Consider the following 24407-nt stretch of genomic DNA (forward strand, 5'->3'; position numbering starts at 1 on the left):
CTGCCGCTGGATTCATTGCCGGGGAACTTCACGGTTCCGGTCAGGCATTAGCGGCGAAGCTTCATAATGCGGTCACCCAGAGAAATCCCAAGTTCCGACATGCTGATGCCGAGCTGCCTTTGCTGTAACTCCCAGCCGGACAGCGCAGACTGCAGGTGCTCACCGCCCTTCGAGAGCGCGTGAGCTAGCGCGACGGCGTTCGCGGCGGCCTTTGCGGTGCTGCCTGCGGTATGCGGACGTGGTACGTACGCGGAATCGCCAAGCAGAATCGTCCGGCCGAAGACCATTTTTTCAACCCGGAGGTCCTGGATTGCCTGAACGAACGGCTCGGCCGTCGCCTGAACGAGGATCTGCAGCGTAGGCGCGAGCAAGCGGCCTGCAGCGGAACGCAGTTCGGCGATATCGTTGTCTTTTGTCGTTCCCGGGGGCAGCGACGTGCTGCGTTGCGTCCCGTTTCTGTCCAGCATCAATGCCCTGAGGCTGTCGCCGGACATCGGGCGGTACCAGACCCAGTTCCAGCGCCGCTTGCCGACCTCGGTTGCACCGTCTTCCCCAGGTACGAGATAGACCAGAATCAGATGTGCTTCACCTTGCTGGAAAGTAAAGCGATCCCGTAGAACATTGGCAGCATCGGCCGGCAGATCATTTTCTTCGACGAGACCGCGCCACGCGACATAGCCCGCATAGCTGGGCTGCGAATCAGGCAGCAGCTGAGCCCGAACCGTAGAGCGCGCACCATCGGCGCCGATCAGAAGATCCGCCTCTTCGACGCGGCCACTTTCAAAATGAGCCTTGACTGTTTCCCCGGTTTGCTCGAGATGAGTGAAACGTTCGCCGGGATGAATGACTTCAACCGGCAACGCACGTCTCATGGCGCTGTAAATCAGGCTCCATGAAGTTTGCGTCTGAGGCATGTAGAACTGGTCGATGATGCGGTCGTTCTGGTCGAGATAGATGCGATCGCCGGAGTCCACGCCTGGATATGCCGGCAGTTTCACGCCGCCGAAACGGAAAGCTTCCAGAACGTCGGGCTGTAGCACGATCCCTCCACCCCGGCTGTCGAGTTCATTGGGCGACTGCTCGAAGAGTTTGACGTTCCATCCGACTGCGCGTAGCGCGGTCGCCGTGAAAAGGCCGCTGAGCGAACCGCCGATAACGATTGCAGAGGGTCGATTGACATTCCCCATGAGGCGTTCCTGATGATTCTGCGTCTGATCTTTCTGCTGAGCTATGGCGTTCACCGCGTTCTCCTGCTATTGCCCGATAGCGGAAGATTAGCCGTTGCGGAAGCAGCAGAGAATCGAGACGCGACGCAATCCACCTTTGCGTGAACGGCAAAAATAGTCTTTCAGAAATAGCGCGGTGGGCTGCATGGGAAAGAGTGGCTTCGTGCATGAGGCGAGAGACTCCAGGCTGACTTCGCCGTTCGCCGCGCCTTGTTGCGGGCCACGCAAAGGTACATTGCTTCGCATTGCCATTCCGATCGGCTGATAGCCACGCTATCGTTTGCTATGCAAACAATCCCTTTTGGAGATGTTCGATGAACAAGCTCAATATCGAGGTCACATACGATTTCATTTGCCCCTGGTGCTGGATTGGCGAGGAAAAACTCAAGAAAGCGATTAGCGAAGCGAACGCCACGGAGCAAACGAAACTCGTATTCGTACCTTATGAATTGAATCCGGGTATGCCCGCCGAAGGTCTTGACCGTAAAGAATACCGGTCGGCGAAGTTCGGGAGCTGGGCGCGCTCGCAAGTCATGGATGCTCAAGTCACGGAGGCCGGACGTCAGGTCGGTCTGGAGTTCAACTATGCACTGGCGAAGCGCACGCCGAACACGCTCGCCGCGCATCGGCTTGTATGGGTGTTGCAACAAAGACATGACGTAGCGGCGTTGGTTGAGGCGATCTTCCATGCGTATTTTTCCGCTGGCCGCGATATTGGAGACGTCGCCGTGTTGACGGAGATCGCGGTCGCTGCGGGCTTCAAGAAAGACAAGGTCGAAGCGTTTTTCGCATCGGACAGTGGCGTAGACGAAGTGCGTGCGCTTGAAGCTCAGGCGATCGGGCATGGCGTCAACTCGGTACCGTCGGTGAAGATCGGCGATGAAATTATCAGCGGCGCACAGTCTGTCGCTCTGTTTCGGGCAACGCTGGAGGGTGCCCTGAAACCCCACGCCACCGCTGAGTAAGCAGGGCCGCAGTGGCTATGGGCTGCTTCACCTCGAAGGCTGGGCGGCAGCCCTACTCGCGCTACACATTCAGAAACGTTAACTCGACTGTGAGACTGCATTGGGCCAGCATGCGCAGTTAAGAAACTGCAGCGGTGGCGCCCATAAGAGGCAATCTCGACGGGCGTGGCAGGTTAGTCGTGGAGGTTCGATGGACGGCGCAAGAGTGGTCAGGGTTCTTGGGGCGGCACACAGCAAGGAAGCGTACGAGATCCGGGACTTCCTCGCCCGAGGTGTGGTCGAATATGAATGGTGCGAAATCGCATCAAACGAAGCGTGCGTCCGGGAACTAGGCGTTTCCGGTTTTGGCGATATCAAGTGGCCTGTTGTCGTCTTTCCAGATGGCTCCAGGTTAGACGCGCCGAGTTTAGCGGAGATCGCAGCCAAGCTTGGGTGGGTCTCGCGTCCACGTTATCAGGAGTATGACCTGTCGATATACGGCGCGGGACCCGCAGGATTATCCGCCGCGGTCTACGCGGCATCGGAGGGCCTGCGGGCTGTCGTCATTGAACGGGCTGCGGTGGGCGGGCAAGCGGGAACGAGTTCGCTCATTGAAAACTATATGGGTTTCCCGCAGGGCATCGCCGGTGCGGAATTGGCTGAGCGCGCCCGTCAGCAGGCAGTGAAGTTTGGCGTCGAACTGCTTATGATGCGCGAGGGTGTTCACGCCACGTTTGTGGATGGAAAAATTGAAGTTAATCTGGCGGACGGCACGCTGCTGAGGGCACGCGCCAATATTTGCGCGACGGGTATCGAGTACCGTAGCCTGGGCATTCCCGATGAGCAAAGGCTGTTGAACGCAGGGTTGTACTACGGCGCGGGCGCGAGCGAAGCGCCAATGTGCACCGGAAAAAAGATTTTCATCGTAGGCGGCGGAAACTCCGCAGGGCAGGCCGCGATGAATTTCGCGCGAACCGCGAAGAGTGTCACATTGATCGTTCGCGGCGAGTCCCTTGCCGCAACGCTTTCGCATTACCTATTGGATCGTATTGCCCACACGAGCAACGTGCGGGTTGTCTTTGAGTCGTCTGTCTCAGCAATTTACGGCGATGCCCAGCTTGAAGCGCTGCAGATCACGAACAAGGCGGGCGGAACCCAGGTTGTTTCGGCAGATCGCCTATTCGTGTGTATTGGTGGCGCACCGAACACCGAGTGGGCAAAAGACACCACGATCGTCCGGGACAGGAATGGGTACCTTGTGACAGGCGCCGACCTGAGCGACTTTCCCCAGTTCGAAACTTGCTGGCCGCTCGAGCGGCGCCCTTATTTTCTGGAAACGAGTGTCCCCGGCTCCTTCGCGGCTGGCGATGTCCGCTACGGGTCAGTCAAGCGAGTCGCCTCGGCGGTTGGCGAAGGGGCCATGGCGGTCACGTTTGTTCACCGGTATCTGGCCGAGTCGATGAGTTGAAGTATCGGCGCTCGCATCCACTATGGGCAACTAAATCTTGTGAGCGCAATTAATGCGCACTGCGACATGCTTTGAGCGGCGCACGGCCTGCCGGCCGCAGGGCAAGAAGCTGAACTAGCTCAGCGTACGAAGCAGTCTTGAAATCGCCTCCTAAACTCCACGCGTCGTTCTCCGAGTCATCCGAAGAATGCATTGAATTTTCTTGCACTCACTCATACAAAAGAAAACGCTGTTCTGTACGTTGTGTCTCGGTAGCTAGGCTGCTTTCTCTATTTCTAGTGCTGTGGCGCCAGAGTCGTGTGCAACCAATCGAAGATAATCTGATGTGAATAAGCACAGCACGGCAATCAGGGCGCAATGCTGTGATCTTTCGCGCCCCGTCAGAAGCTCACCTGCGGTCGCCGTGTGATTAGTCCGCGTGTTCGCTGAAGCGAAAGGCCGAAGGAGGGGCTATTGACTGGCGCCTTGGCCAAGGCCGGCCTTTTTCTCGGCGTTTTGCAAATCGGTCGGATAGTTGGGGTCGTCCGCACCGGGCTTGTAACCGGCATTCTCAAGCTTTTTCAGTTCCGCATTCTTCTTCGCACGGGCCGTTTTCCGTGTCGCTTTGCGCTCAGCCTTTGATGGCTTTACGCTCGATGCGGCGTCGGGTTTAACGTCGGCGGTCGCATTGACCGTTGCACTTCCCCCTGCATTTTTAGCCATGGCTGGTGCGTACGACCCAGCACCCATGGCGGTGACCGCAAACGCGACGATGATCTTTCTTGCGGTAAATAGATTCATTTCTGAATTTACCTCTGAATAATTGGCGACGACCTTGCCGCCTGCAATGAAATATTCACTGACGCACTGAGGTTCTGTACCCGCTACCGTGCCGTGAGGATGGTTGACGAAGAAAGAGTTCACGCCACCGATTACCGATCTGTAGGCTGGCCAACTGCGATCAGACCAGCAACATCCGAATGACTCAGAAAGCGCAGTGGATGCAACTGATCGTCCTACACCAACATCCGTCTTTTCTCGACGCAGAACGCCGTTCTGTATCAGGGAAGATTGCAGTCTATAGTCGAATGGAGTTAAATTTCTTCAAGGATATCTTAAATTATCTTAAAAATTTCCCCTAGGTTGAGCGATGGTCTCATTTACATCGGCGCAACTTCAACATTCGTGGCGATTTTTCTAACAGTGCTGATGAGGTGCGACTGGGATGCCTCCACGCGTTTCCCGGACAATATACGGCGATACGCCACCAACGATTTGATCAATCCGCCCAACAGCAACGTCGAGGATCGTCAGGAAGATCACGGCATTCACACCGTTATTGAACAAACTTTCCCCAGTGATGTGGGTTTCCAGATTCCTCGGTGCGGCAGCCTGCTTGATGATGCCAAGGACGGCGATGGGGGCGTTCGGAGAGGTCGGTGCTCAGAGCTGCAATGCGTGAGAGAAGCGGAGTTCATAAAGCACGCAAAAGCCTATCCGTCGCCCACTCGTGACTCTTCGCTCACGCAGATGGGGGCACGCTGAATTGAACGACCGCGCCGCGTCGAATGTGATTAAACGCACATACCCGACCGCCGTGGGCCTCGATAATCGAGCGACAGATCGATAGACCCATGCCCATGCCATCGGGTTTGGTGGTGAAGAACGGATCGAATAGCTGACCGAATCTCTCCGGCTTGATGCCGGTACCGGAGTCCTGCGCCGTCAGGACCAAATCACCTACTTCGTCCTGTCGTGTCCTGATTAACAGTTCGCGTGGTCCGTCGCTGATTCCGTCCATCGCCTGTATGCCGTTGAGCACCAGGATGAGAATCACCTGTTGAAGTTCGACCCGGCCGGCGAGCAGTGGCGGCAACGCGGGGGCGAGTTCAAGGCGCATCGAGACCCGATGAGTGAAAATCTCGTGCTGGACGAGCAACGCCACGTCGTTGACTACGTCGTTGAGATCGAGGCAAGTCTTCTCTGGAGTATCCCTTTTGGTGAGCGCGCGGATGCGTCGGACGATTTCGCTGGCGCGCCTACCATCGGCGATCATGCGCTGCACGCAGGCCTGCATCTCCTCCGGTTGCGGCGTAGCGTGGTCGAGCCATCTCAAACAGGCATCGCCGTTGGTGACGATTGCCGCAAGCGGCTGGCTGACTTCGTGGGCAATGGACGCGCTCAGTTCTCCGAGGGCGGTAACGCGAGCCACATGTGCGAGCTCCACCTGGCTCTCATGCAACTGCTCCTCGGCAAGCCGGGTCGCGGTGATGTCCTTGATCGCACCGTAATACTGCAGTTTGCTGGCGTCTTCTTTCACGGCATGTGCGACCACATGGAGATGCTTGATCGAACCGTCAGGCATCAGCAGTCGATTCTTGAAATCGAAGTCCTGCCTGGCGTCAATTGACTGCTTGACCACCCTCTGAACGAGCGCGACATCGTCCGGATGCGTACGCTTGAGCACTCCCTTGATCGTGGGTGGAATAGCCGGATCGTATTCGAAGATCCTGAAGCTTTGGTCGGACCAGAAGACTTCTCCGCTGATCACATTCCAGCCAAAGCTGCCTGTGAGGCTTAGTCTCTGCGCCTCCGCGAGGTACTCCGCCTGACTGCGGCGTAGTGCATCTTCGGCCCGCCTGCGCTCGGTAATATCGTTGTTGGTTTCGAGCTTCGCAAGTGACCGTCCATTTTCGCTCTTCTGCAGCGAGAGACGGCTTGCCACCACGACTTGCTGACCGTCCCGCCTGGTGCGGACCAGTTCTCCCTCCCAGCGTCCGGTTCTCAACAAGGTATCTGTGATCTCATTGAGCGGGACCGGAAAGCGCGTTTGCAGGAGTTGGGGGCTGATCTTGCCAATCGCCTCTGTCTTTTTCCATCCGTAGAGTTCTTCGGCGCCGCGATTCCAGTAGCTGATCACGTCGTTCATGTCGCGAACAAAAACGGGGTCATGCGTGAGATCGAGGAGCCTGGCTTGCTCGCGGCGCGCGTCGCCCAAGTGGCGCGTGTGCCTGACCAGTGCCGTAATGATGAGCGAGGTGATCGCGAACGTAGCCAGTCCCATCAGATCCTGAGGGGACGCTACGCTAAAACTGAAAATCGGCTCGGTAAAGTAATAGTTGAGGCAGGCGGCGGAGAAGACGGAAAAGATGACGGAGGAAACAAAGCTTTCGAGGAGGGACAGCAGCACGATGACAATCAGAAAGGCAAAGCCGGCGCTGGCCAAGCTGAAGCCAAGCCGAAAGCTTATCCATGCTTGCTTCCGTTGTCGTAAGCTGTACTTAGCAAAAGTGCAGGCCGCACGTCAATGAGGAGACGCGCGTTGTGGTGCGTCAAAGTCGCTCGGGCATTCTTCGGCGCGGCGTTTGCCGTATGGCTGGGGCGAACGGAACGCTGAGGAGATCGCGGCATACGTGAGCGCAATTGGCGCGACTCGCTGCACTGTTCATGGCGTTGACGCCAATATTGCAGCCGCAATTCATCCATGGCTTGCGGGGCAGTATCTAAGGTAATCACCGGGTAGCGCGAGACCTATGTGAGCGAGTAGTTGCACGCATGGAGGAGAGGGCAGGGCGGCGGCAACGGCAAGCTGATGAGCTAGGTCGTGCCTTTACTCCGCGACGATGAGATCGCATAGGTCTAGGCGTATGTCGCCTCGCTCAAGTAAGGAAGTCGAATCGCAAAATGCGGACGATCTGATAAGCAGGAGGTATTTTCCGGTCAGTGATTCGAGCAGTGCAAGCCTTACAGTGCCGTCTAAGAGAAAGTAGGCATGCGTGGCAACGCGCTGGTCCATGAAGGGCTGGCGCGCTATCTGTCGCTCGACGCAAGGTTGATTGGATATCGGAGTTTTTTATAGCTTGATGGCGCGGCAGCGGCGGTTGTCCGCCGTCTTGCATCAGGTCGGTCCGGGCGGCTCAGCCACCGGTCTTTTCTGTTCACTGAGGATCCCAAATGCAATTCATCGTTTACTGCCTTGATCATAGCCAGATGGCGGAGCGTCGTCGTGCCCACTTTGAGGAACATAAGGCACGATTGCAGGCCTCGACGCTGCGTGCCCTGATCGCGGGGCCACTGATCGAGCTCGACGGTACGGTTAGCGGGAGTTTTTTTCACTATGAGTCGGACGATATTGAAACGGTCCGGCGCTTCGTTCTCGACGATCCGTTCAACACGGCGGGAATCTGGAAGACAGTCGATATTTGGCGTTTCGAGAATCGCGCCGATAGCCACTGAGGATAGGAAGATGTGCCGCTCTCAGTTTTATCGCGATAGAGCCGCAGGATAGGATCACCTGCCGACAAAAAGAGCGAGCCGTATGATGAAGACAACGGAAACACAAGGCAGATATTTCGAAGATCTGACCGCGGTCCTGGCCGGAAGCAGGCCGTCAGCCTTCATCTCGCGCACGGCCCGGTGCGAGGCCGCGTAGCGTGAAGTCTACCGTGTGGCCGGTCCGATCCTGCGCGCGATAGAGGTACACAAACTTACCGCGGATCTTGAGGTACGTTTCGTCGATACGCCACGACTGTCCGGGGTGTGCAAAACCGGTTCCAGCGTTTGGCGAACTCGGGCGTATAACGCTGCGCGCAAGGCAGAATCGTCGTGTGCGGGAGTGACCCACCCCGCTCAGCCATCATCTCGGCAAGGACACACAGGCTAAGTTTGTAGTGCAGGTAAGCGTAAGAACTCGCGGTAAATGCGGGCGGCTCTTCAAAGTGCAATAGCAATAGCTTTGATGAGCGATTTCATGATTGCCGCCTCCAGAGCCGTCTGGTCATCTACGTTTGAGAAATCGAACATAAACTCGATGCTTTGTTCCCAATCCTGCTTGCAGTTTGTGCGCCTACGTTGGCGACTCGTAGGTTGATTTCGTCACGAATTTCTTCAATTTTTTCGAGAACGAGGGCGGTGGGTATGCACACGCTTGTCGTCGAACATCAAGACTGCTGTTTAATTGCCGGAAAGGCTATCCGCCAGCTGATAAAAGTCGTGTCGAAGCAATACCAGGAACAGACTGCGTCTTTGCAAACGGCCTTGTTGCCCGAGACGTATCGGGCGGGCCACGATATGAGCCGCACAGGAGAACCCTATTTGAAAACCGGCGAACAGGCGCGTTGTGATACGCCGCGTGCGATGATGACTCGCCAACAGAATCGTCGGGTTCTTCTCCCGTTCGGTCCGACCTCGTCTTGCTATCGCGTCGAGCAGTAGTTGAGTCTCAGGCTAACCGGGTCATGCTGTAGCGGGTGGTAACGGCGGATGTACCGGATGACGTTGCCACGCGTCGGCATCGTAACGTTCATTTTTTGCGAGCATCGCCCACAACATCCGGGCATGCTTGTTGACAATCGCAATCAGCGTCTTGTGGGAGCCCTTGCGTTCGTGGAGCTGTCTGATCCACCGTTGTGGCCGGCTTGCGTGCGCGGGGTCCGCACGCAACGCCGACTGCAACGTACTTCGGGCGCCCTGAACAAGCAGCGTGCGCAGATAGACGTTGCCGCGCAGGCTGATATGTCCCAGCCTGGTCTTGCCGCCTGAGCTGTGCTGCCGTGGTGTCAGGCCGAGCCAGGCGCCGAACTGGCGCCCGTTTCTGAAGACCCCCGCATCGGGCACTGTGGCGGCCAGTGCACTCGATGTTACCGGACCGACGCCGAGTAGTTCGCCGGCGCGTTTGGCGACATCGCTGTTTCTGGCGTGAGTGGCGATCTGCTGGTCGCAGCGAGCAAGCCTCAGGTTCAGCGCGACCAGTTGTTCGCGAACCTCAAGCAACATGGCACGCACCGGGTCAGGCAGTCTGGCGTCTTCGATCAGCGTGGGCGACGCGCCAAGAAAGCGGTCGGCTGAACGTGCAATCACCACGCCAAATTCAGGCAGCAATCCGCGCGTGCGATTAAGCAGTGAGGTACGTTCCTCCTGCCGGCCCTGACGTACGCTGTGCCAGGCGAGAATGGCCTGCTGGTCGACAGACTTGATTGCTACAAAGCGCATGGTCGGCTGCCGTGCGGCAACAGCGATTGCTTCAGCATCGGCTGCGTCGTTCTTGCCGTCGGGGCGGAACGGTTTGACGAATTCGGGTGGAATGAGGCGTGCGATATGACTGCGGGCGGAAAACCAGCGTCCCCAGTGGTGGGAGGAGCCGCAGGCCTCCATTGCGACGCGGCAGCGAGGCAGTTGCTCAACCCACCGCATGAGTGCTTCACGTCGCAGCAGCGTCGCTGCAACACGACACCGGTAGCATCAAGCACGCAGACTGCGAAGATGTCCTTTGCCAGGTCGATGCCGACGGTAGTAAGCTGGTCCATGACTTCCCCCTCCTGTTCCGATTGATGGATGGCACCTCAATCATGGCACTTGATGCCTGCGACTTCAGCGTCACACCGGGACGGGGAAGTCTCTCACATTTGAAAAAGTCGGTGACGGACTATCTGACGAAGTTTTCATGGGTCTTCCTGCACCTTGACCGGTGTACGCGAAACGTTTATAGGGTGATCTGAGAGGCCGATTTTCTCGCGAGGGAACTGAAAAAACGTAGCGACTTTTTCAAATCACAATCAGCCATCAATGGACATTCGACAGGCACGTTTGGATGGATTGACAATCCGGGCATTCAAGGCGTCGACAAAGAAGCGCGACACGCGGAGGCGAATATGATGACGGAAACACTTGCGACCACGCGATGATCTGCGGTTCGAGCGGAAGCACGCTGTTGAGTGCAGCAGGCCGGTCGACGTATGGCGTTAGTAGCAGGCATGTTCATCTGGTGGAAATCTTGATAGAAACACCAGTTACACACGCCTTCATTTCTGTTTAGGCTTGGACATCATTTGCTGACACAAGCCCTTTTCCGATGAATGCGCGAGTCAAGTCCCGCAGTATGGGGTGTACCGACCTGGGCACGATCGAACGTGCGCTGGAATTGCTGCGTCTGCTGGCCACCGCGGGCCGCTATGGATTGGCGCTCACGCAACTGTCCGGCACGACCGGGCTGCCGCATTCGACCGTACACCGCTTGCTGCATCGGCTGATTGCCGAACGCATGGCCGTGCAGCGGGAATCGGACAAACGCTACGTACTGGGTCCGCTGAGCATGGAACTGGGTCTGGCGGCATCGCAGATCTATGACATCCGCGAACCCTGTCGTCTGATTCTCGGTCGGCTGGCAGAGGACATCGGCGATACCGTCTATCTCACCGTCCGCAGCGGCAATGAATCAGTCTGCGCGGACCGCTATGAGGGGCCGTCGACGATTCGGGTCGTCACGCTGGAAGTGGGCAGCCGACGCCCGCTGGGGCTCGGCGCGGGCGGGCTCGCAATTCTCGCCGCGATTCCGGAGGAGGAGCGCCGCGTCACGATCGAGCATCTCGTGCAGCGCCACGGCGAAAACAAATCGCTGCGCTCCCGGGCGCTTTGCTCGGCCATCGATGCCTGTCGCAAGCACGGCTATTCGCTGATCCGCAGCCAGGTGACGCTCGGCACGACGGCTGTCGGGGTGGCGATCCGCGATACGCTGGACAACCCGATCGCCGCGGTCAGCGTTGCGGCCGTCGATAGCCGAATGACGGAAGCACGGATCGAATCGCTATCGCGCAGACTGCAGTCGACGGCATCCGCGATTCAGAGCGCGCTGCACAGTTTTTCCCGGCAATACTGACGGGCTCTCCCGGAGCGGCACCCGACAGTGTTCGTGTCCACTGGCTGGAAGATGCCCTGTCCAGTCGATCGAAAGACCTATCATTGGCACGTAAGAGGTTAGATATACTAATCGATACGGTTTTTCGCAATCGAAAATAGATACCAATGGAGACAAATATCGTGCCGTGCTCTTTTTCTATCCAGAAGATGCCGTATCTTTGCGCGCTGGCGGGGGGCGCATTACTTTGTGGCGGGGTCGCTCATGCGCAATCCAGTGTCACGCTCTATGGTGTGCTGGACGCTGGCCTTCTCTATGCTTCGCACTATCCCGCGGCAAACGGAAGCAATGCCGGTCATATCTATGCGTTCAACGACAGTGGGACATGGGCCAGTTCATTCGGGTTGCGCGGCGTGGAGGATCTCGGCGGCGGCACCCGGATGGAATTCCGGATTGAGAGCGGTGTCAGTTTGGGGACGGGTGCCTTCAGCAATTCGAACAAGAATGCATTCGGTCGCCAGACCTATCTGTCAATGGACAACGACGATTACGGCAAGCTCACGGCCGGGGTGCAGTTTTCCCCGTTCTTTCGCTCGGTCGTCGCGACCGACCCGAGAGGCGCCTCGTTCTTCTTCGGCTCCGCCGAGACGCTGTACGTTGACAATGTCTTCGTGACCGGAATGTTCAACGCCAATGCGATCACTTATGACAGTCCGAAGATCGCCGGGTTGCAGGGCAGCGCGATGATCGCGCTCGGCGGGGAACCGGGGGATTTTGCCGCGGGTCGCCAATATGCTTTCCGATTGGCCTACGACACGCCGTTCGTGCACGTAGACGCCGCCATGTACAACGGGGACAGTGGCGGGACAGCGGCCAGCACGCCTGCACCCAGCACGGCCTCTTTTGCGGGCAGAACGGCGGGCGTCAAGTTCCACTTCGGCCAACTGGATTTCGGCGCGGACTATGCGTTGTACAAGGTCAAGGGTGGCTTCTCGAGCCAGGTGTATGGCACCGGCTTTAATTACCAGATGACGCCGTCCTGGAATCTCAACGCGGGAACCTGGTACACGCGTAACGGCAACAACTCGAGAGATCACTCCATCCTCGTAGCGACCGGCGTGGCCTATTTCGTTTCCAGGGAGACGACCCTGTATACCCAGTTCGGCTTCGTGGACAACCACGGCAGGATGAACACGGGCTTCATCGCAGGGCCGTCCCTGCCTCACGAGGTGCCAGGCAGCACGATCGCGGTCAACATTGGCGTGCGTCACACGTTCTGACGCGACCTTCATGGGTCCCGCAGCGTCTGTCGCCTGCTGATTCCATCAATTGGAAATCGGATCAATCCGGCAACGACGGGACGAGGTGCTAGCGATGCGGAGTATCCCAGTATTTCGAGGCAAATACGGAAAATGACACATCGCGCATCTGTGTCCACGGAATGGAAACAGGGGCATCTTCCTGAATATTCAGCCTACCATCGATGGCACATGACAGGTGCAATTGATTGAAGGCGCAGGCTAATCGAGAGGAGTGGGTTGAATGAAACTGGCATCGTTGAAGTCCGGGCGCGACGGCAAACTGATTGTCGTAAGTCGCGACCTGAGCCGGGCAGTGAGTGCAAGTTCCGTTGCGGCGACCTTACAGGAGGCGCTGGACAACTGGGCGGAGCGGGCGCCGGGGCTGCGGAGGCTGTACGGCGCGCTCAATGAGGGCATCGCCACCGGGGCTTTCGATCTGGTTCCGGAGGCGCTCGCGGCACCGTTGCCGCGCGCGTTCCAGTATCTGGATGGTGCGGCCTATCTGAGTCACATCCGCCGCAATCGCGCGGCTCGGGGCGAGCCGCTGCCTGACGATCTGTACGATCGGCCGCTCGTTTATCAGGGCGTCTCTCACGGTTTTCTGGGCTGGAACGAGGATGTGCGGTTGCCGTCCGAGGACCTCGGCATCGACTTCGAGGCGGAGATCGCGGCGCTCACCGGCGACGTTCCGATGGGGGTGTCGGCCGATGACGCCTGCAAACACATTCATCTGTTCGTGCTGCTCAACGACGTCTCGCTGCGGGCGCTGATTCCCGCCGAGTTGAAGCGGACGTTCGGGTTCCTGACCGGCAAGCCTGCGTCGAGCATGGGGCCGATCGCGGTGACGCCGGACGAGCTCGGCGAGTTGTGGGACGGCCGACTGGTGAGCGGCGAGATGCGTTGCTGGGTGCGGGGCGAACAGGTCGGCAACATCGAGACGGGAATTGATACGCCGTTTCATTACGGCCATCTGATTGCGCATGCTGCGCAGACCCGGAATTTCGAGCCGGGTACCGTGATCGGCCTCGGCACGGTGTCGAATGAGAATGAATCGGCCGGTTGCGGCTGCATCGGTGAAATCCGGGCCCTGCAGACCCTGCGGAACGGAAGTCCCGCGACGTCGTTCCTGAAATTCGGCGAACGGGTCCGGATCGAGCACTTCGATCGCACGGGGCATAGCGTCTTCGGCGCCATCGATCAGCGATTCGTGTCGAGCGGGCATTGACCCGCGCGTCGGCGAGATTTTCGAGGAGCGACATCATGCTTTGCAAGGGACTGCATCACGCGGCGTTTCGCTGCCGGGATGCGCGCGAGACGGCGGACTTCTACACGGGCGTCCTCGGACTGAAGTTCATCCATGCGATGGGCGAGGACCATGTGCCGTCGACGGGCGCGTACAGCCCGCATATCCATATCTTCTTCGAGATGGACGACGGCAGCTGTATCGCGTTCTTCGAACTGCCGCGCGATCGGGGGCAGGCATCGGGACGCGATCCGGAGACGCCCGACTGGGTGCAGCACTTCGCGTTCCGGGTCGCCGACAAGGCGACCGTGGACGAGGCGAAGGCGAGACTCCAGGCGGCCGGCATCCCAGTAGTGGGACCCACTAACCACGACGACTTCCTGTATTCGATTTACTTCTTCGATCCGTCCGGACACCGTCTCGAACTCACCGCGCACACGTCGACAGCCGCGCAGGACGCGCAGTTCAGGACGGAAGCCATGAGCGTGCTGGAACTCTGGGAGAAGACGCACGACTGGTCGCAGCGCGCAACGCTTTTCGGCGGCGAAACAGGTTACCGCCGGAGCGCGACGGACTAGGCCGGCGGCCGGTCACCAGTGGCCCATCAAGGTGGTGAGACAGATTTCGATAGGGGTGCGGTGGAGCAGGCCGCGCCATAAAAAATGAGGAGCATTGAGATGTTTGAATATTTCCCTGGTAACTACATGTGGTCGCTGGCCGTGAACCGTTGTTTGGCAAGCGGCGGGATCTTTGGCGAAATCCATTGGGTCTGCAAGGATCTCCTGGACGCATCGAAGTCCGGCCCGTGGGGGGATGGGCTGGCCTGGCATCATGCCTGGAAGAAGCTGGCCGAGCAGGTAGAGGCTGTCGGGGACGAAGCGATCGAAGGCGGAACGACGGTGACGGCCAGCGAGGCGTACTACCGGGCTGCCCAGTACTACCAGTGGGCAGAGGCGTTTTTGCCGCCGGACGACGATCGGGCGCCGGCCACGTTCGCCAGCCACATGGACACCTTCGCGCGTGCCGCCGCGTTGATGCATCCGCGTGTCGACACGTTCGATATCCCGTTCGATGGCAGCTTCATTTCCGCGTACTTCGTGCCCGCCCAGGGCGTGGAAGGGCTGGCGCCTGCAGTCATTCTCTCGGACGGTCTCGATGGGACCAAGGAAGAGATGTTCTACGTGGCCCGTGCGTTTGCTGCCCGGGGCATCAGTTGCCTCGCGATCGACCACCCGGGGCAAGGGGCGACGCTGCGTCTGGGGAAGCTGACTGCGCGCTACGATTCCGAGGTGGCCGCAGGCGTGGCCTACGATTACCTGGTCAGCCATTTCAACGTGGACGCCGAGCGCGTCGGCATCTGCGCCGCGAGCATGGGCGGCTATTACGCGCCGCGCGCGGCCGCGTTCGAGAAGCGGCTCAAGGCCTGCGTGGCCTGGGGCGCGATCTACGACTATCACGGTATCTGGGCCCGCCGTCTGAACGTGCGTCCGGGTGAGCCGGTCAGCGTCAACGCGGACGCCGCGCTCGGCACAACGGGCACCCATCTGCTGCGCATTCTCGGCGTGTCGAGCTATGACGAAGCGCTTACCAAACTCGAGAAGTTCACGCTGGAAGGCGTGGCGAAGCAGATCAGCTGCGACATCCTGCTAGTTCAGGGCGAAGACGACAAGCAGACGCCGCTGCCCGAGGCGGAAAAGCTGTACGCGGCGATCGGATCGAAGTCGAAGGAACTGCGTGTCTATACGCGTGAGGAAGGTGGTGCAGCGCACGTCCAGCTGGACCGCCCCGAGCCGGCGCTGAGCAGGATCGCGGACTGGTTCGTCGCGAAGCTGGCGCTTCCGGAGAGCGTTCGATGAGCTTCGAGGCCGCCATGGGATCGCTGCACCCGCGCGACAGGTACAAGCTCCTGAGCGCTAGTGTGGTGCCTCGCCCGATTGCATTCGTGACGAGCGTGAGCGAGGACGGTGTGGTCAATGCCGCGCCGTTCAGTTTCTTCAACGTGTTCTCGCCTGATCCGCCCGTGGTTGTGCTCGGCGTTCAGAAGCGGTTCGACGGAACGGTCAAGGACACGGCCCGGAATATCGCCGCCAACGGGGTCTTCGTCGTCAATCTCGTCGACGAGGATCTGGTTGCGGCCGCCAATGTCGCAGCGATCGACTTTCCGCCCGATTACTGCGAAATCGATGCGGCGGGGTTGACACTGATCGATGGGGTGGATGTGCCGGTGCCGCGTATCGCGGAAGCTCCGTTTTCGCTTGAGTGCCGGCGCATCGCGTCGCTCGTCCTGGGTTCGAAGGGCGAGCTCGTCATCGGGGAAATCGTGCGGTTTCATGCGCGGGAAGGTCTGGTTGACCCGGAGCGGATGTACGTCAACGCACAGGCCTATCGCCCGGTCGCGCGTATGGGCGGCATGACCTACGCGCGGCGGCCGGATCTTTTCACGATGAACATCGACAGCGCTGAGGAGTGGTTTGCCCGCCAGGGGGAACCTGTACAACAGGAGCAGGCCGTCGCGCATGCCGGGCATGCCGGGAAGAACCAGGACTAGGCCTGCGACGCTCTCGGCACGGGGCGGAAGCGCTGGATGACGGCGCTTGCGCCCGTTGAATGCACAGGAAGGAGGAGATCGGATGATGGCGAAACTGATGGATACGGGCGGGGAGACTGATGAGACGGTCTATCTGACCGGCAACGTGCAGCGTACGCTTGCGCTGTTGACATGCTTTCTTGTCATTCTGCTGGATGGGTTCAACACGACGTCGGTGTCGTTCGTCGTGCCTCGTCTCGCGCATGAGTGGGGGCTGGTTCCGGCGCGTTTTACGCCGGTATTCGTGGCGACCAATGTAGGGGCATTGATCGGCTATGTCGTGATCGGCCCGCTTGCCCAGCGGATCGGATATCGCGCGGCCGGTGTCGCGAGTGTCGTTCTGTTTGGCGGTTTCACGTTCCTTGGCGTGTTTTCGACCAATATTGCGATGCTCTCGGTGCTGCGCCTGATCGCATCAATCGGGCTCGGTTCCGTGCTGCCGATCGCCATTACGGCTTCGACCAGCATCATGGGTCCAAAGCACAAGATTGCCGCCTCGCTGCTGGTGACGACCGGCATGTCGGTCGGTTCGGTTACGGGCGGGATCACAGGCGGACCGCTCATGCAGCATCTGGGCTGGCAATCGATCTTCATCGTGGGCGGCCTGTTGCCGTTCGTGTTGACGGTGCCGTTCTTCCGGGTGTTGTCACCGGCTTTGTGCGCGGAACTGGCTGGCGGGCGGGATCAGGCGAGTCGCGCCGGCGGCAAGCTGCGGTCGCTGTTTTGCGAGGCGCGTGCGGGGTACACGCTGCTGCTGTGGCTGTTTGCCTTCCTGGTCTTCATGGATATCTACGGGCTGCTGTTCTGGATCCCAACGCTGCTGCCGTCCTTTGGCTTTTCGGCCGCCAAGGCATCCTCGGGTATTGCTGCATTCAGCCTGGGTGGCCTGAGCGGCAATGTGATCATGACCGTTGCCGTCACCGCGATGGTGTTGGCCGGCCGGGTACGCTTGAAGTCGGCGCTGACGATCGGTATCGTCCTGGTCATGGTCGGCGTTCTCGTGCTCGGTCGGGTGCAGTTGAGCGGGCCGGCCGTGTTGCTGATGATCGGTGTGATCGGTGCAGGCCTGATCAATTGCATCATGGGCCTGACCGCGCTGGCCGTCGCGTTCTATCCCACCGACATGCGTGCCACCGGCGTGGGCTGGGGGCATGCCATCGGGCGGATCGGGTCTTTTGTCGGCCCGTCGATCAGCGGTGCGCTGCTCTCGATGGGCTGGCCGGCGCGGGACATTGTGCTGACGGCTACCTTGCCGGCGGCGGCTGCCATCGTGACGCTGGGCGCACTGGGGTTAGCAGGACGTACGTTTGCCCGCAGGCAGTCTTCCCAGGCGCTGGCCCCGCGTTGACAGGGATATCGGCTGGGATGTGGGCGGGACATCCGGTGATGGCCGATGCCTGACGATGCAGAGCGGGTGCGGAGTACAAGAAACGGGGAGAGACGCATGAAAAGCTTCACGCATGATGGCATCCGTATCGCTTATCACGAAGAGGGCGTCCCTGATGGGCCCGCGGTAGTGTTCAGTCATGGTTTCCTGATGGATCACGAGATGTTTTCTCCGAACGTGGCGGCGCTGCGCGACACATTCCGGTGCATTACGTGGGATCAGCGAGGTTTCGGCGAAACCGGCGCGGTTGCTAACGCGTTCAGCTACTGGGATTCCGCGCGGGATCTGATTGCGTTGCTGAATCATCTGGAGGTGACGTCGGCGTCGCTCGTCGGTATGTCGCAGGGCGGCTTCATCTCGATGCGCGCAGCCCTGCTCGCGCCCGAGCGATTTCGGGCGATTGCGCTTATCTCGACGCGTAGCGCGCCCGATGACGAGCAGGTTAAGGCGTCGTTCGAAGGACTCAAAGAGGAATGGGCATCGGGCGGCGCGGCGAACGTTGCTGGGCCGTTATCCCGTCTGTTGCTGGGCGAAGGCTATGACGCGGCGGACTGGGTGGCCAAGTGGCACAGGATCGGTATCCCGCATTTCGAGCACCCGGTGGATGCGCTAGTCCATCGCGACGACATCACGTCCCGGCTGCCGGAGATCACGCTCGACGCGATCGTGTTCCATGGCGGAGCGGATATCGCGATCGACCCGGCTTTCGGCAAGGCGCTTGCCCAAGGGCTTCCGGCGTGTCGGGATTTCACCTGTGTCGACGGTGCGGGACACACACCGAACCTGACGCATCCTGACGCGGTCAATCCCGCTCTGCGAGATTTTTTGACGCGCTACGGATGGGGCTGAACATTGTTTAGTGTGGGCCTGCAATTGATGCATCCCGTGGCTAGCCGCTAGCGGTGGTTGATTGAATCTGTCGCGCTGATTGCATCGGGCCAGCATACAGACCGGTATTTGGTGGCGCGAAATCTTTCTTCATCATCCGTTGTCGCGATACGGTAGTCGGCGCAGAACCGCGGTGCGTCCGTGAATATTTCATTGCAGGCGGCAAGGACGTCGCCAACTATCCAGAGGAAATTTCAGAAATGAAGCTATTTGCTGCACGAAAGAGCATCGTCGGGCTTGCGATCACCGCCATGACTGCCGGGTCGCTTGTGCCTGCCATGGCTCAAGACGCAGGCGGAACTGCAGCAGTCAATGCGACCGCTGTGGTTAAACCCGACGCTGCGTCGAGCGCAAAACCATCAAAGGCTGAGCGCAAAGCAGCTCGGAAAAAGGCCCGTGCAAAGAAGAATGTGGAACTGAAGAAACTTGAAGATGCCGGTTATAAACCGGGTAGCAACGACCCCAACTATCCGACCGATTTGCAGAATGCTGAGAAAAAGGCCGGCCTGGGTCAAGGCGCCAATCAATAGCCTTCTTTCGGTTTTCCGCTTCAGAGGATGCAGCGCACGACCCGCTCGGGGACATGTTTGTCTTCGATACCCTCGGTTTCCTTGCCGACCCCAATGGGGCAGGCGTCAATTCAGGCGACGGAAGAACATTTCCGTCGGTTCCGAAGCGGGCCATCGACCACGCTCGCGCCTCCGGTCTGACTGCTGTCCACACGACCTTGGGCTACGTTTTCGGCGACCTCGGTCCTTACGTGATGACGCTCAGGGAGGTGGAGCAATGGGACGCTATCGTCAAGGCGAATGATGCGGATATCGTCAAGGTATTCTCCAGCGGCGACATTCTTTGTGCGAAGAAGGCGAACAAGAACGGATTGATCTACGGATTTCAGAACTCTGACATGGGATGGCGTGGGCATCGGTACGGACGGGTGTCGACGACGATCGACAATTTGGGCGCGTTCAAGGCGGGCATATGGAAACGAGTTGAGGAGCGACGCCAGAAGGGGGTTCCGCGCGAGGGGAAAGTGCGGATTTTTGCCATTTGCTGTCGACCTGACCGGACCGGGCCGGTTCAGGGATCTCGCGGGCCGGATCGAGAAGATATTCGGTCAGAACTTTATCCGCTATGCGCGCGAGGTTTGGGGCAGTTGACTGCCAAGGTGCTGTTTGTAGCCGCCATCTGAAGTACCAGTTGTGATGTGTGGTCTTACGAAAGCGCTTCAACGAATGAGACGAACGCGCGCACTTTGCGCGAGTGCCTTCGATTGGGCAGATAAGTCGCATAGATGAATGCTTCGCCTGCGTCGGCGGTAATCTCTGCGTCTTCGAACAGGCGAACGAGCCGGCCATCGCGAACAGGTTGAGCGACAAGCCACCTGGGCAGAAGCGCGACGCCCTGACCTCCTATTGCAGCGCTAGCGATCATGTCCAGATTATTCGTGATGAGCTGGCCCGTCACGATGACTGATTCCGTAGCGTCGCCGGTTCTAAACTTCCACCTTTGCCGGCGTCCCGGTCTATACGCGAATTGTACGCATTGATGCTTCGCAAGGTCTGCAGGGGTCGTGGGTTCCCCGCTGCGTTGCAGATAATCTGGACTGGCCACAAGAAGCCGCTCGCTTTTCGACAGCGATTTCACGACGAGTTTTTCATCCACATCCGGCACGCCGACGCGCACCGCGACGTCAAGCCGTTCGCTGACGAGATCGAGATGTGTGTCGGATACCACGAGGTCCATGGTGACCTTCGGGTAATCTCGAAGAAAAGTGGGGATATGAGGTGCCAAATGAAGGCGGCCATACGTTGCGGAAACGCAGACCCGCAGATGGCCGGTCAACTCCGTCCCTCGGTCAATGACGTCATTGTCCGCGTTGTTAAGGTCCGAAAGCACTTGACGAACCTGCTCGACATAGGCCTGACCGGCATCCGTAAGGGTCACGTTGCGAGTGGTTCTCGTAAGCAGCGACGTTCCAAGCGATGCCTCGAGCCCATCCATTATTCTTGCGATCGACGAAGTTGTTTTGCCAAGTTCATGGGCAGCGGCCGTAAACCCTCCGCAGTCAGCAACTTTCAACAACGTTCGAAGGGCTAACAGCTTGTCCATTTCGACTCCCTCGTGAGCAGCCCGATTTTACGTCAATCGGGCACCCCGCCGACATTGCCTGCCGTTAGTTACCGAGGACGACGCGAGCGCCGCGCCACCTTAGAACCGATGCTTGATGCCCACGGTCACTACAAGTTGTCGCCGCCCGCTTGCTGGGACGTAGCCGAGAATTGTCGCGTGGGCTTCAGCTCCGGCGGCCTGCTGCGCAAACGTCAGCATCGAAATATCCGTCAGCTTGGACAGTGAGTACACAACCGCAAGATTCAATTCATGCCACATTGGAATCTCATTTGGACGGTCATAATTTCCGCGAGTAAAGATGTAGGCTGCGCCTAGCAGCAGGTCGGGGCGAAGATTGTAGTTGACGCTCACGTTGAAGTTGTTCAACGTGAGGTGCGTTGAGTCAAGATACGAATAGTTGACATTGGTGAACATTGCCCCGTACCGCATTGGGCCAGCAACGTAGAACCCGCCCGTGCCAAAAATCTTCTGCCGGCTTGCGTAGACAGTTGGATTGAGCGCACTGTGTGTGAACAGCAGGTAACTCGCCGAGTAGTCATTATCGACTGCGCCAGGCTGATTCGTCGCGCTGTAGGGCGAGTCGTACTCAGCGTATGCGACATTCCAGCTAAATCCTCCTTGGACGTAGCGAGCGCCTACACTGATGGCCCTATTGTTTGCAAATTGGCCGGCCGCGTTACTAAAGCCATATAGCACCGTTGCCGAAAACCCTTTCACATCCGGCGTTACGTACTTGATCGAATTCTGGATGCGAATGTTGTTGAACGTGTTGTCGCTGTCGCCCACACTGCCTAACCAACTGTATGCGGTGTTCAGACCGAGATAGTCGACAACGGCATCGTACTGACGACCCGCAGTCAACGTACCCAATCGGTTATTCGAAAGTCCTACGTAGGCCTGTCGCCCGAATATTCGCCCATTTTGACTCGCCGCACCCGTGTACGGGTTGAAACCGTTCTCGAGCGTGAACACGGCGGAATTCCCGTCGCCCAAGTCCTCTGTCCCGCGCAATCCCCAGCGAGGGCTCTGGTTCTGCCCGCTGAGTGCTTGATACGTATGGTGACCTGACTGGTTCGGCGAGTAGGCGAACCCCACGGAAATCAACCCGTACAACGTCACCGAGCTCTGCGCAAAAGATTGCTGGGCATGAAAGCCAATGATGCACGAGCTTGCAAGAGCGATAGTTTTAAGTTTCATGAGAAATCCGGCTGCGATCCTGCGTGTGGATGCCTTCGATGGGCGAGTCGGCCCGTGCCGCCTCGCCTGAAAGCGCGGCGGCGTCGATCATCGACAGGGGTGTTGGCTATTTAGAGAGACTGAATTCGAACCGGAGGGCGGCGAACCTGCTTCTCGCCCGCGTCTGTTTCCACGCCGATCGCGTAGAGGCCCGAACTCATGTTGTTGTATCGAATCTCAAACGGGAAATCCTTCGGCCGGGCAACGTCGCCGAGCCACACGGAGAGTGCATTCTCGTCCTCGCCGATCTCGATCCAGTTGAGGCCGTTGCCGCGATTCGCACCGGTGCCTGGTACGACGGGCAGAGCTGCCGGATGGGGTCCGTTGCTCATCTTGAAGTAGAGGTTAGGCTTTCCTTGCGGCCAGGCCGTCAGTGCGCTCGGGGTTTGCAGCGCAGCGCTACGGTTGCCGTTCATCATCTGCCGGCCTGCCTCCTTGCCGGTTGTGTTGGGGTCAACAACGGTCTTATGGTGACGCGCGAACGCCTCCAACTCGTCCAACGTGTCGGCGCGCAGGCACCATCCGATGAAGCAGTCGCCAGAGAGTGTTTGCTGTTCGAAGAACTGAGCCAAGGGTTGGCCACGCTTCAGAACCGTGTGATCCACGATGCTTTCGACTTCAATATAGATGTCCTCGGCTAATGGGACGACCTTGTGGCCAATCCCGTAAAGCGGAAAGAATCCGCCGTCGTAATTGCCGATCCCCGTCTCGCGACTGAGTCTGAATGTTGCTTCATAGACGTTTTGAGCAGCGAGGCAAATATGGTCGAAATGAATCATCTTCCTTGTCTTTCCTGATAGTTGCAGAGTTAAACGTCGTGACGGATGACTGTCGGGGTCTGTTCAGTGTCACGGGATATAGAGTCGTTCGACTGCCCGTACCTGGGCATCATGGTGAAGACGCCTGCAGCAGCGACCGCCAGAATGGTGCTCAAAAGAATGCCCGGCTGGTAGCTGCCGAACCTGTCCGCGAGCCATCCGAAGGCGAAGGGGCCCAGTCCCGCGACGAGGCAAAGCGATCCGTACTGCCACGCGTAAACGCGAGGGAACATACGAAGTCCGAAGTAACGTGTAGACATATAGGAAACCAGATCGATTTCGCCTCCGAACGTCCAGCCAACGGAAAACGCGTAGAGTGCTGCGTACTTCAAGCCTCCCACGTGGAGCAGGAGCAGACCGGAGGCGCCGACAACGCAAGAAACGGCCATCAGGCTCGATGCCTGAACCTGATCGGAGAGCCATCCACAAATCAGGCGGACGCAAATCGTCCCAATGCCGACAAGGCTGATGTACTTTGCTGCGCCTCGAGGGGAGGCGCCGAACTCCATGAGCATCGGTGCCATGTGCTGCGCATTGCTGGAGACCACTAGCGTGGATAGCGTGAAGGCCACGAACATCAGCCAGAAAGTGCGGCTACGCTTCACCCGCGCGAACTCAAGCTCCAGAAGAGCGTCCTTCTCGCCAGCAGGGAGATTCTCTGGAGTCTGTCGAGCGCCGTCGGCACCGTCGCGAAGCACGAAAAGAGCAACGGGTACCCCGATGAGCGCCATCGCCGCCAACGCCGCATATCCGAGCGGCCAGCCTTGATGACGGATAACGGCGGCGACCACCAGCGGGAAAGTCGCGCCGCAAAGACCCAGTCCGACCTGTGTGAGTCCTAAAGCGAAGCCGCGCCCGCTATCGAACCAGTTGCTGACCACGCGCGTGTACGGCAATCCGCTAGTACCGCCGCCGATGAAACCGACGGCACCGACGAGGCAGATGTAGGTCGACGGCGATCTCACGAACGTCGCCATCGCGCCGAAACATAACGCGAGGGCAACGGCGCTCGCGGCAACAGTCCGGCTGGCGCCGAACCGCAACAGCATGCGCCCCCAGAATTGCAGGCCTAGCGCCAACCCCAATGTGAAGGCGAGGTATCCGGCGCCGTACTGTGTCTTGGTCATGCCGAACGACTGTTCCAGGTCCTTGGCAAAAAGACCGAGGTTATATGAACCAAGTCCAATTACGCCTACCCCCAAGCCAATTGTGCATGCCGCCAGCTGCACCCAGCCTCGTCGAAATTCTTCAAGCTTGCGCATACAACTCCCGTGCTGAAAACTTTATTTATCATATGATTACTATTGGGCCGTCATTGTTCGCCGCCAGGACGGCGCTTACTACACGGATTCTCGGGACGCGGCCTCGTACCGGAAATCGTGCAGTGGAATCAGCATATTGGTAAAAAAAAATTTCACACAGTCCGACGCATGCGAACGCAGCTTTGCATTGTTTGCAACGCTGGCTGCTCCATCCGATCAGCCAGTCGATTAGTCACGCTTCGCAGGTGTCGCGGAGCGAGTCAAATTTGTGTGCAGATGTCAACACAAAGACGTTGCGCCAC

At 58.8% G+C, this 24407-nt stretch carries 22 protein-coding genes and 2 pseudogenes; 15 read left to right on the forward strand and 9 right to left on the reverse strand.

Going from position 1 to position 24407, the window contains the following annotated elements; genetic code table 11:
* Positions 1–47: 47 nt before the first annotated feature.
* A complete protein-coding gene (locus tag PQQ86_RS25625) occupies positions 48–1187 on the reverse strand; it encodes an FAD binding domain-containing protein (protein ID WP_408233735.1) in 1140 nt (379 codons plus the stop codon).
* Positions 1188–1540: 353 nt separating this feature from the next.
* Between PQQ86_RS25625 and PQQ86_RS25630 the strand changes: the two genes are divergently transcribed.
* Both PQQ86_RS25630 and PQQ86_RS25635 read left to right on the forward strand, forming a co-directional pair.
* A complete protein-coding gene (locus tag PQQ86_RS25630) occupies positions 1541–2191 on the forward strand; it encodes a DsbA family oxidoreductase (RefSeq protein WP_408273269.1) in 651 nt (216 codons plus the stop codon).
* Positions 2192–2381: 190 nt separating this feature from the next.
* Positions 2382–3638 (forward strand): NAD(P)/FAD-dependent oxidoreductase, encoded by a 1257-nt coding sequence (locus PQQ86_RS25635; protein WP_408233459.1) that lies wholly within the window; start codon positions 2382–2384, stop codon positions 3636–3638.
* 450 nt (positions 3639–4088) lie between these two features.
* Here the strand turns inward: PQQ86_RS25635 and PQQ86_RS25640 are convergent, their stop codons facing one another.
* A complete protein-coding gene (locus tag PQQ86_RS25640; RefSeq protein WP_408233732.1) occupies positions 4089–4418 on the reverse strand; it encodes a hypothetical protein in 330 nt (109 codons plus the stop codon).
* 342 nt (positions 4419–4760) lie between these two features.
* Between PQQ86_RS25640 and PQQ86_RS25645 the strand changes: the two genes are divergently transcribed.
* Complete coding sequence (locus PQQ86_RS25645; RefSeq protein ID WP_408233456.1) at positions 4761–5162, forward strand: hypothetical protein; 402 nt, start codon at positions 4761–4763, stop codon at positions 5160–5162.
* Here the strand turns inward: PQQ86_RS25645 and PQQ86_RS25650 are convergent.
* Positions 5140–6843: a PAS domain S-box protein gene (locus tag PQQ86_RS25650; protein ID WP_408273272.1), complete on the reverse strand. Its 1704-nt coding sequence runs from the start codon at positions 6841–6843 to the stop codon at positions 5140–5142. The two genes, PQQ86_RS25645 and PQQ86_RS25650, sit on opposite strands and share 23 nt — an antisense overlap.
* A gap of 728 nt (positions 6844–7571) precedes the next feature.
* Between PQQ86_RS25650 and PQQ86_RS25655 the strand changes: the two genes are divergently transcribed.
* On the forward strand, positions 7572–7853 hold the full coding sequence (locus PQQ86_RS25655) for a YciI family protein (RefSeq protein WP_408233450.1): 282 nt from the start codon (positions 7572–7574) through the stop codon (positions 7851–7853).
* A 190-nt stretch (positions 7854–8043) separates the two neighbouring features.
* Here the strand turns inward: PQQ86_RS25655 and PQQ86_RS25660 are convergent.
* Positions 8044–8155, reverse strand: a pseudogene (locus PQQ86_RS25660) (DDE-type integrase/transposase/recombinase); the annotation flags it as partial.
* Positions 8156–8534: 379 nt separating this feature from the next.
* On the opposite strand from PQQ86_RS25660, the gene PQQ86_RS25665 reads away from it, so the two are divergent.
* Positions 8535–8831 carry a hypothetical protein gene (locus tag PQQ86_RS25665; RefSeq protein ID WP_408233447.1) on the forward strand — a complete coding sequence of 99 codons (297 nt, stop codon included), beginning with the start codon at positions 8535–8537 and terminating at the stop codon, positions 8829–8831.
* 21 nt (positions 8832–8852) lie between these two features.
* On the opposite strand, the pseudogene PQQ86_RS25670 reads toward PQQ86_RS25665, so the two are convergent.
* Positions 8853–9922: pseudogene (locus tag PQQ86_RS25670) on the reverse strand (IS110 family RNA-guided transposase).
* A 572-nt stretch (positions 9923–10494) separates the two neighbouring features.
* Here PQQ86_RS25670 and PQQ86_RS25675 point away from each other — a divergent pair.
* The 10 genes from PQQ86_RS25675 (at position 10495) to PQQ86_RS25720 (ending at position 19848) form a co-directional block, all read left to right on the forward strand.
* Positions 10495–11271: an IclR family transcriptional regulator gene (locus tag PQQ86_RS25675; protein ID WP_408273276.1), complete on the forward strand. Its 777-nt coding sequence runs from the start codon at positions 10495–10497 to the stop codon at positions 11269–11271.
* A 146-nt stretch (positions 11272–11417) separates the two neighbouring features.
* A complete protein-coding gene (locus PQQ86_RS25680) occupies positions 11418–12530 on the forward strand; it encodes a porin (protein ID WP_408233441.1) in 1113 nt (370 codons plus the stop codon).
* A gap of 262 nt (positions 12531–12792) precedes the next feature.
* Positions 12793–13776 (forward strand): fumarylacetoacetate hydrolase family protein, encoded by a 984-nt coding sequence (locus PQQ86_RS25685; RefSeq protein WP_408233437.1) that lies wholly within the window; start codon positions 12793–12795, stop codon positions 13774–13776.
* Between the two features lie 35 nt (positions 13777–13811).
* Positions 13812–14372, forward strand: a complete 561-nt coding sequence (locus PQQ86_RS25690) for a VOC family protein (protein ID WP_408233434.1) — start codon at positions 13812–13814, stop codon at positions 14370–14372.
* Between the two features lie 99 nt (positions 14373–14471).
* The gene (locus PQQ86_RS25695; RefSeq protein ID WP_408233431.1) at positions 14472–15650 is read left to right on the forward strand and encodes an alpha/beta hydrolase family protein; all 1179 of its coding nucleotides are present in this window, start codon (positions 14472–14474) and stop codon (positions 15648–15650) included.
* On the forward strand, positions 15647–16342 hold the full coding sequence (locus tag PQQ86_RS25700; RefSeq protein WP_408273281.1) for a flavin reductase family protein: 696 nt from the start codon (positions 15647–15649) through the stop codon (positions 16340–16342). Before PQQ86_RS25695 ends, PQQ86_RS25700 begins: the two co-directional genes overlap by 4 nt.
* A gap of 82 nt (positions 16343–16424) precedes the next feature.
* Positions 16425–17729, forward strand: a complete 1305-nt coding sequence (locus tag PQQ86_RS25705) for an MFS transporter (RefSeq protein WP_408233425.1) — start codon at positions 16425–16427, stop codon at positions 17727–17729.
* Between the two features lie 96 nt (positions 17730–17825).
* The gene (locus tag PQQ86_RS25710) at positions 17826–18617 is read left to right on the forward strand and encodes an alpha/beta fold hydrolase (protein WP_408233422.1); all 792 of its coding nucleotides are present in this window, start codon (positions 17826–17828) and stop codon (positions 18615–18617) included.
* A 239-nt stretch (positions 18618–18856) separates the two neighbouring features.
* The gene (locus PQQ86_RS25715) at positions 18857–19186 is read left to right on the forward strand and encodes a hypothetical protein (protein WP_408233419.1); all 330 of its coding nucleotides are present in this window, start codon (positions 18857–18859) and stop codon (positions 19184–19186) included.
* A 53-nt stretch (positions 19187–19239) separates the two neighbouring features.
* Positions 19240–19848, forward strand: a complete 609-nt coding sequence (locus PQQ86_RS25720; protein ID WP_408233416.1) for a hypothetical protein — start codon at positions 19240–19242, stop codon at positions 19846–19848.
* A gap of 23 nt (positions 19849–19871) precedes the next feature.
* Here PQQ86_RS25720 and PQQ86_RS25725 read toward each other — a convergent pair whose 3' ends face one another.
* From PQQ86_RS25725 to PQQ86_RS25740, 4 genes are all read right to left on the reverse strand, one after another.
* On the reverse strand, positions 19872–20768 hold the full coding sequence (locus tag PQQ86_RS25725; protein ID WP_408273286.1) for a LysR family transcriptional regulator: 897 nt from the start codon (positions 20766–20768) through the stop codon (positions 19872–19874).
* Between the two features lie 99 nt (positions 20769–20867).
* Positions 20868–21986 carry a porin gene (locus tag PQQ86_RS25730; protein ID WP_408273289.1) on the reverse strand — a complete coding sequence of 373 codons (1119 nt, stop codon included), beginning with the start codon at positions 21984–21986 and terminating at the stop codon, positions 20868–20870.
* Between the two features lie 110 nt (positions 21987–22096).
* Positions 22097–22804, reverse strand: a complete 708-nt coding sequence (locus tag PQQ86_RS25735; RefSeq protein ID WP_408233407.1) for a VOC family protein — start codon at positions 22802–22804, stop codon at positions 22097–22099.
* Between the two features lie 29 nt (positions 22805–22833).
* Entirely contained in the window at positions 22834–24105 is a 1272-nt protein-coding gene (locus PQQ86_RS25740; RefSeq protein ID WP_408273292.1) for an MFS transporter, read from the reverse strand.
* Positions 24106–24407 lie beyond the last annotated feature (302 nt).

Source organism: Paraburkholderia sediminicola, assembly GCF_046026675.1.
GTDB lineage: Bacteria > Pseudomonadota > Gammaproteobacteria > Burkholderiales > Burkholderiaceae > Paraburkholderia > Paraburkholderia sediminicola_F.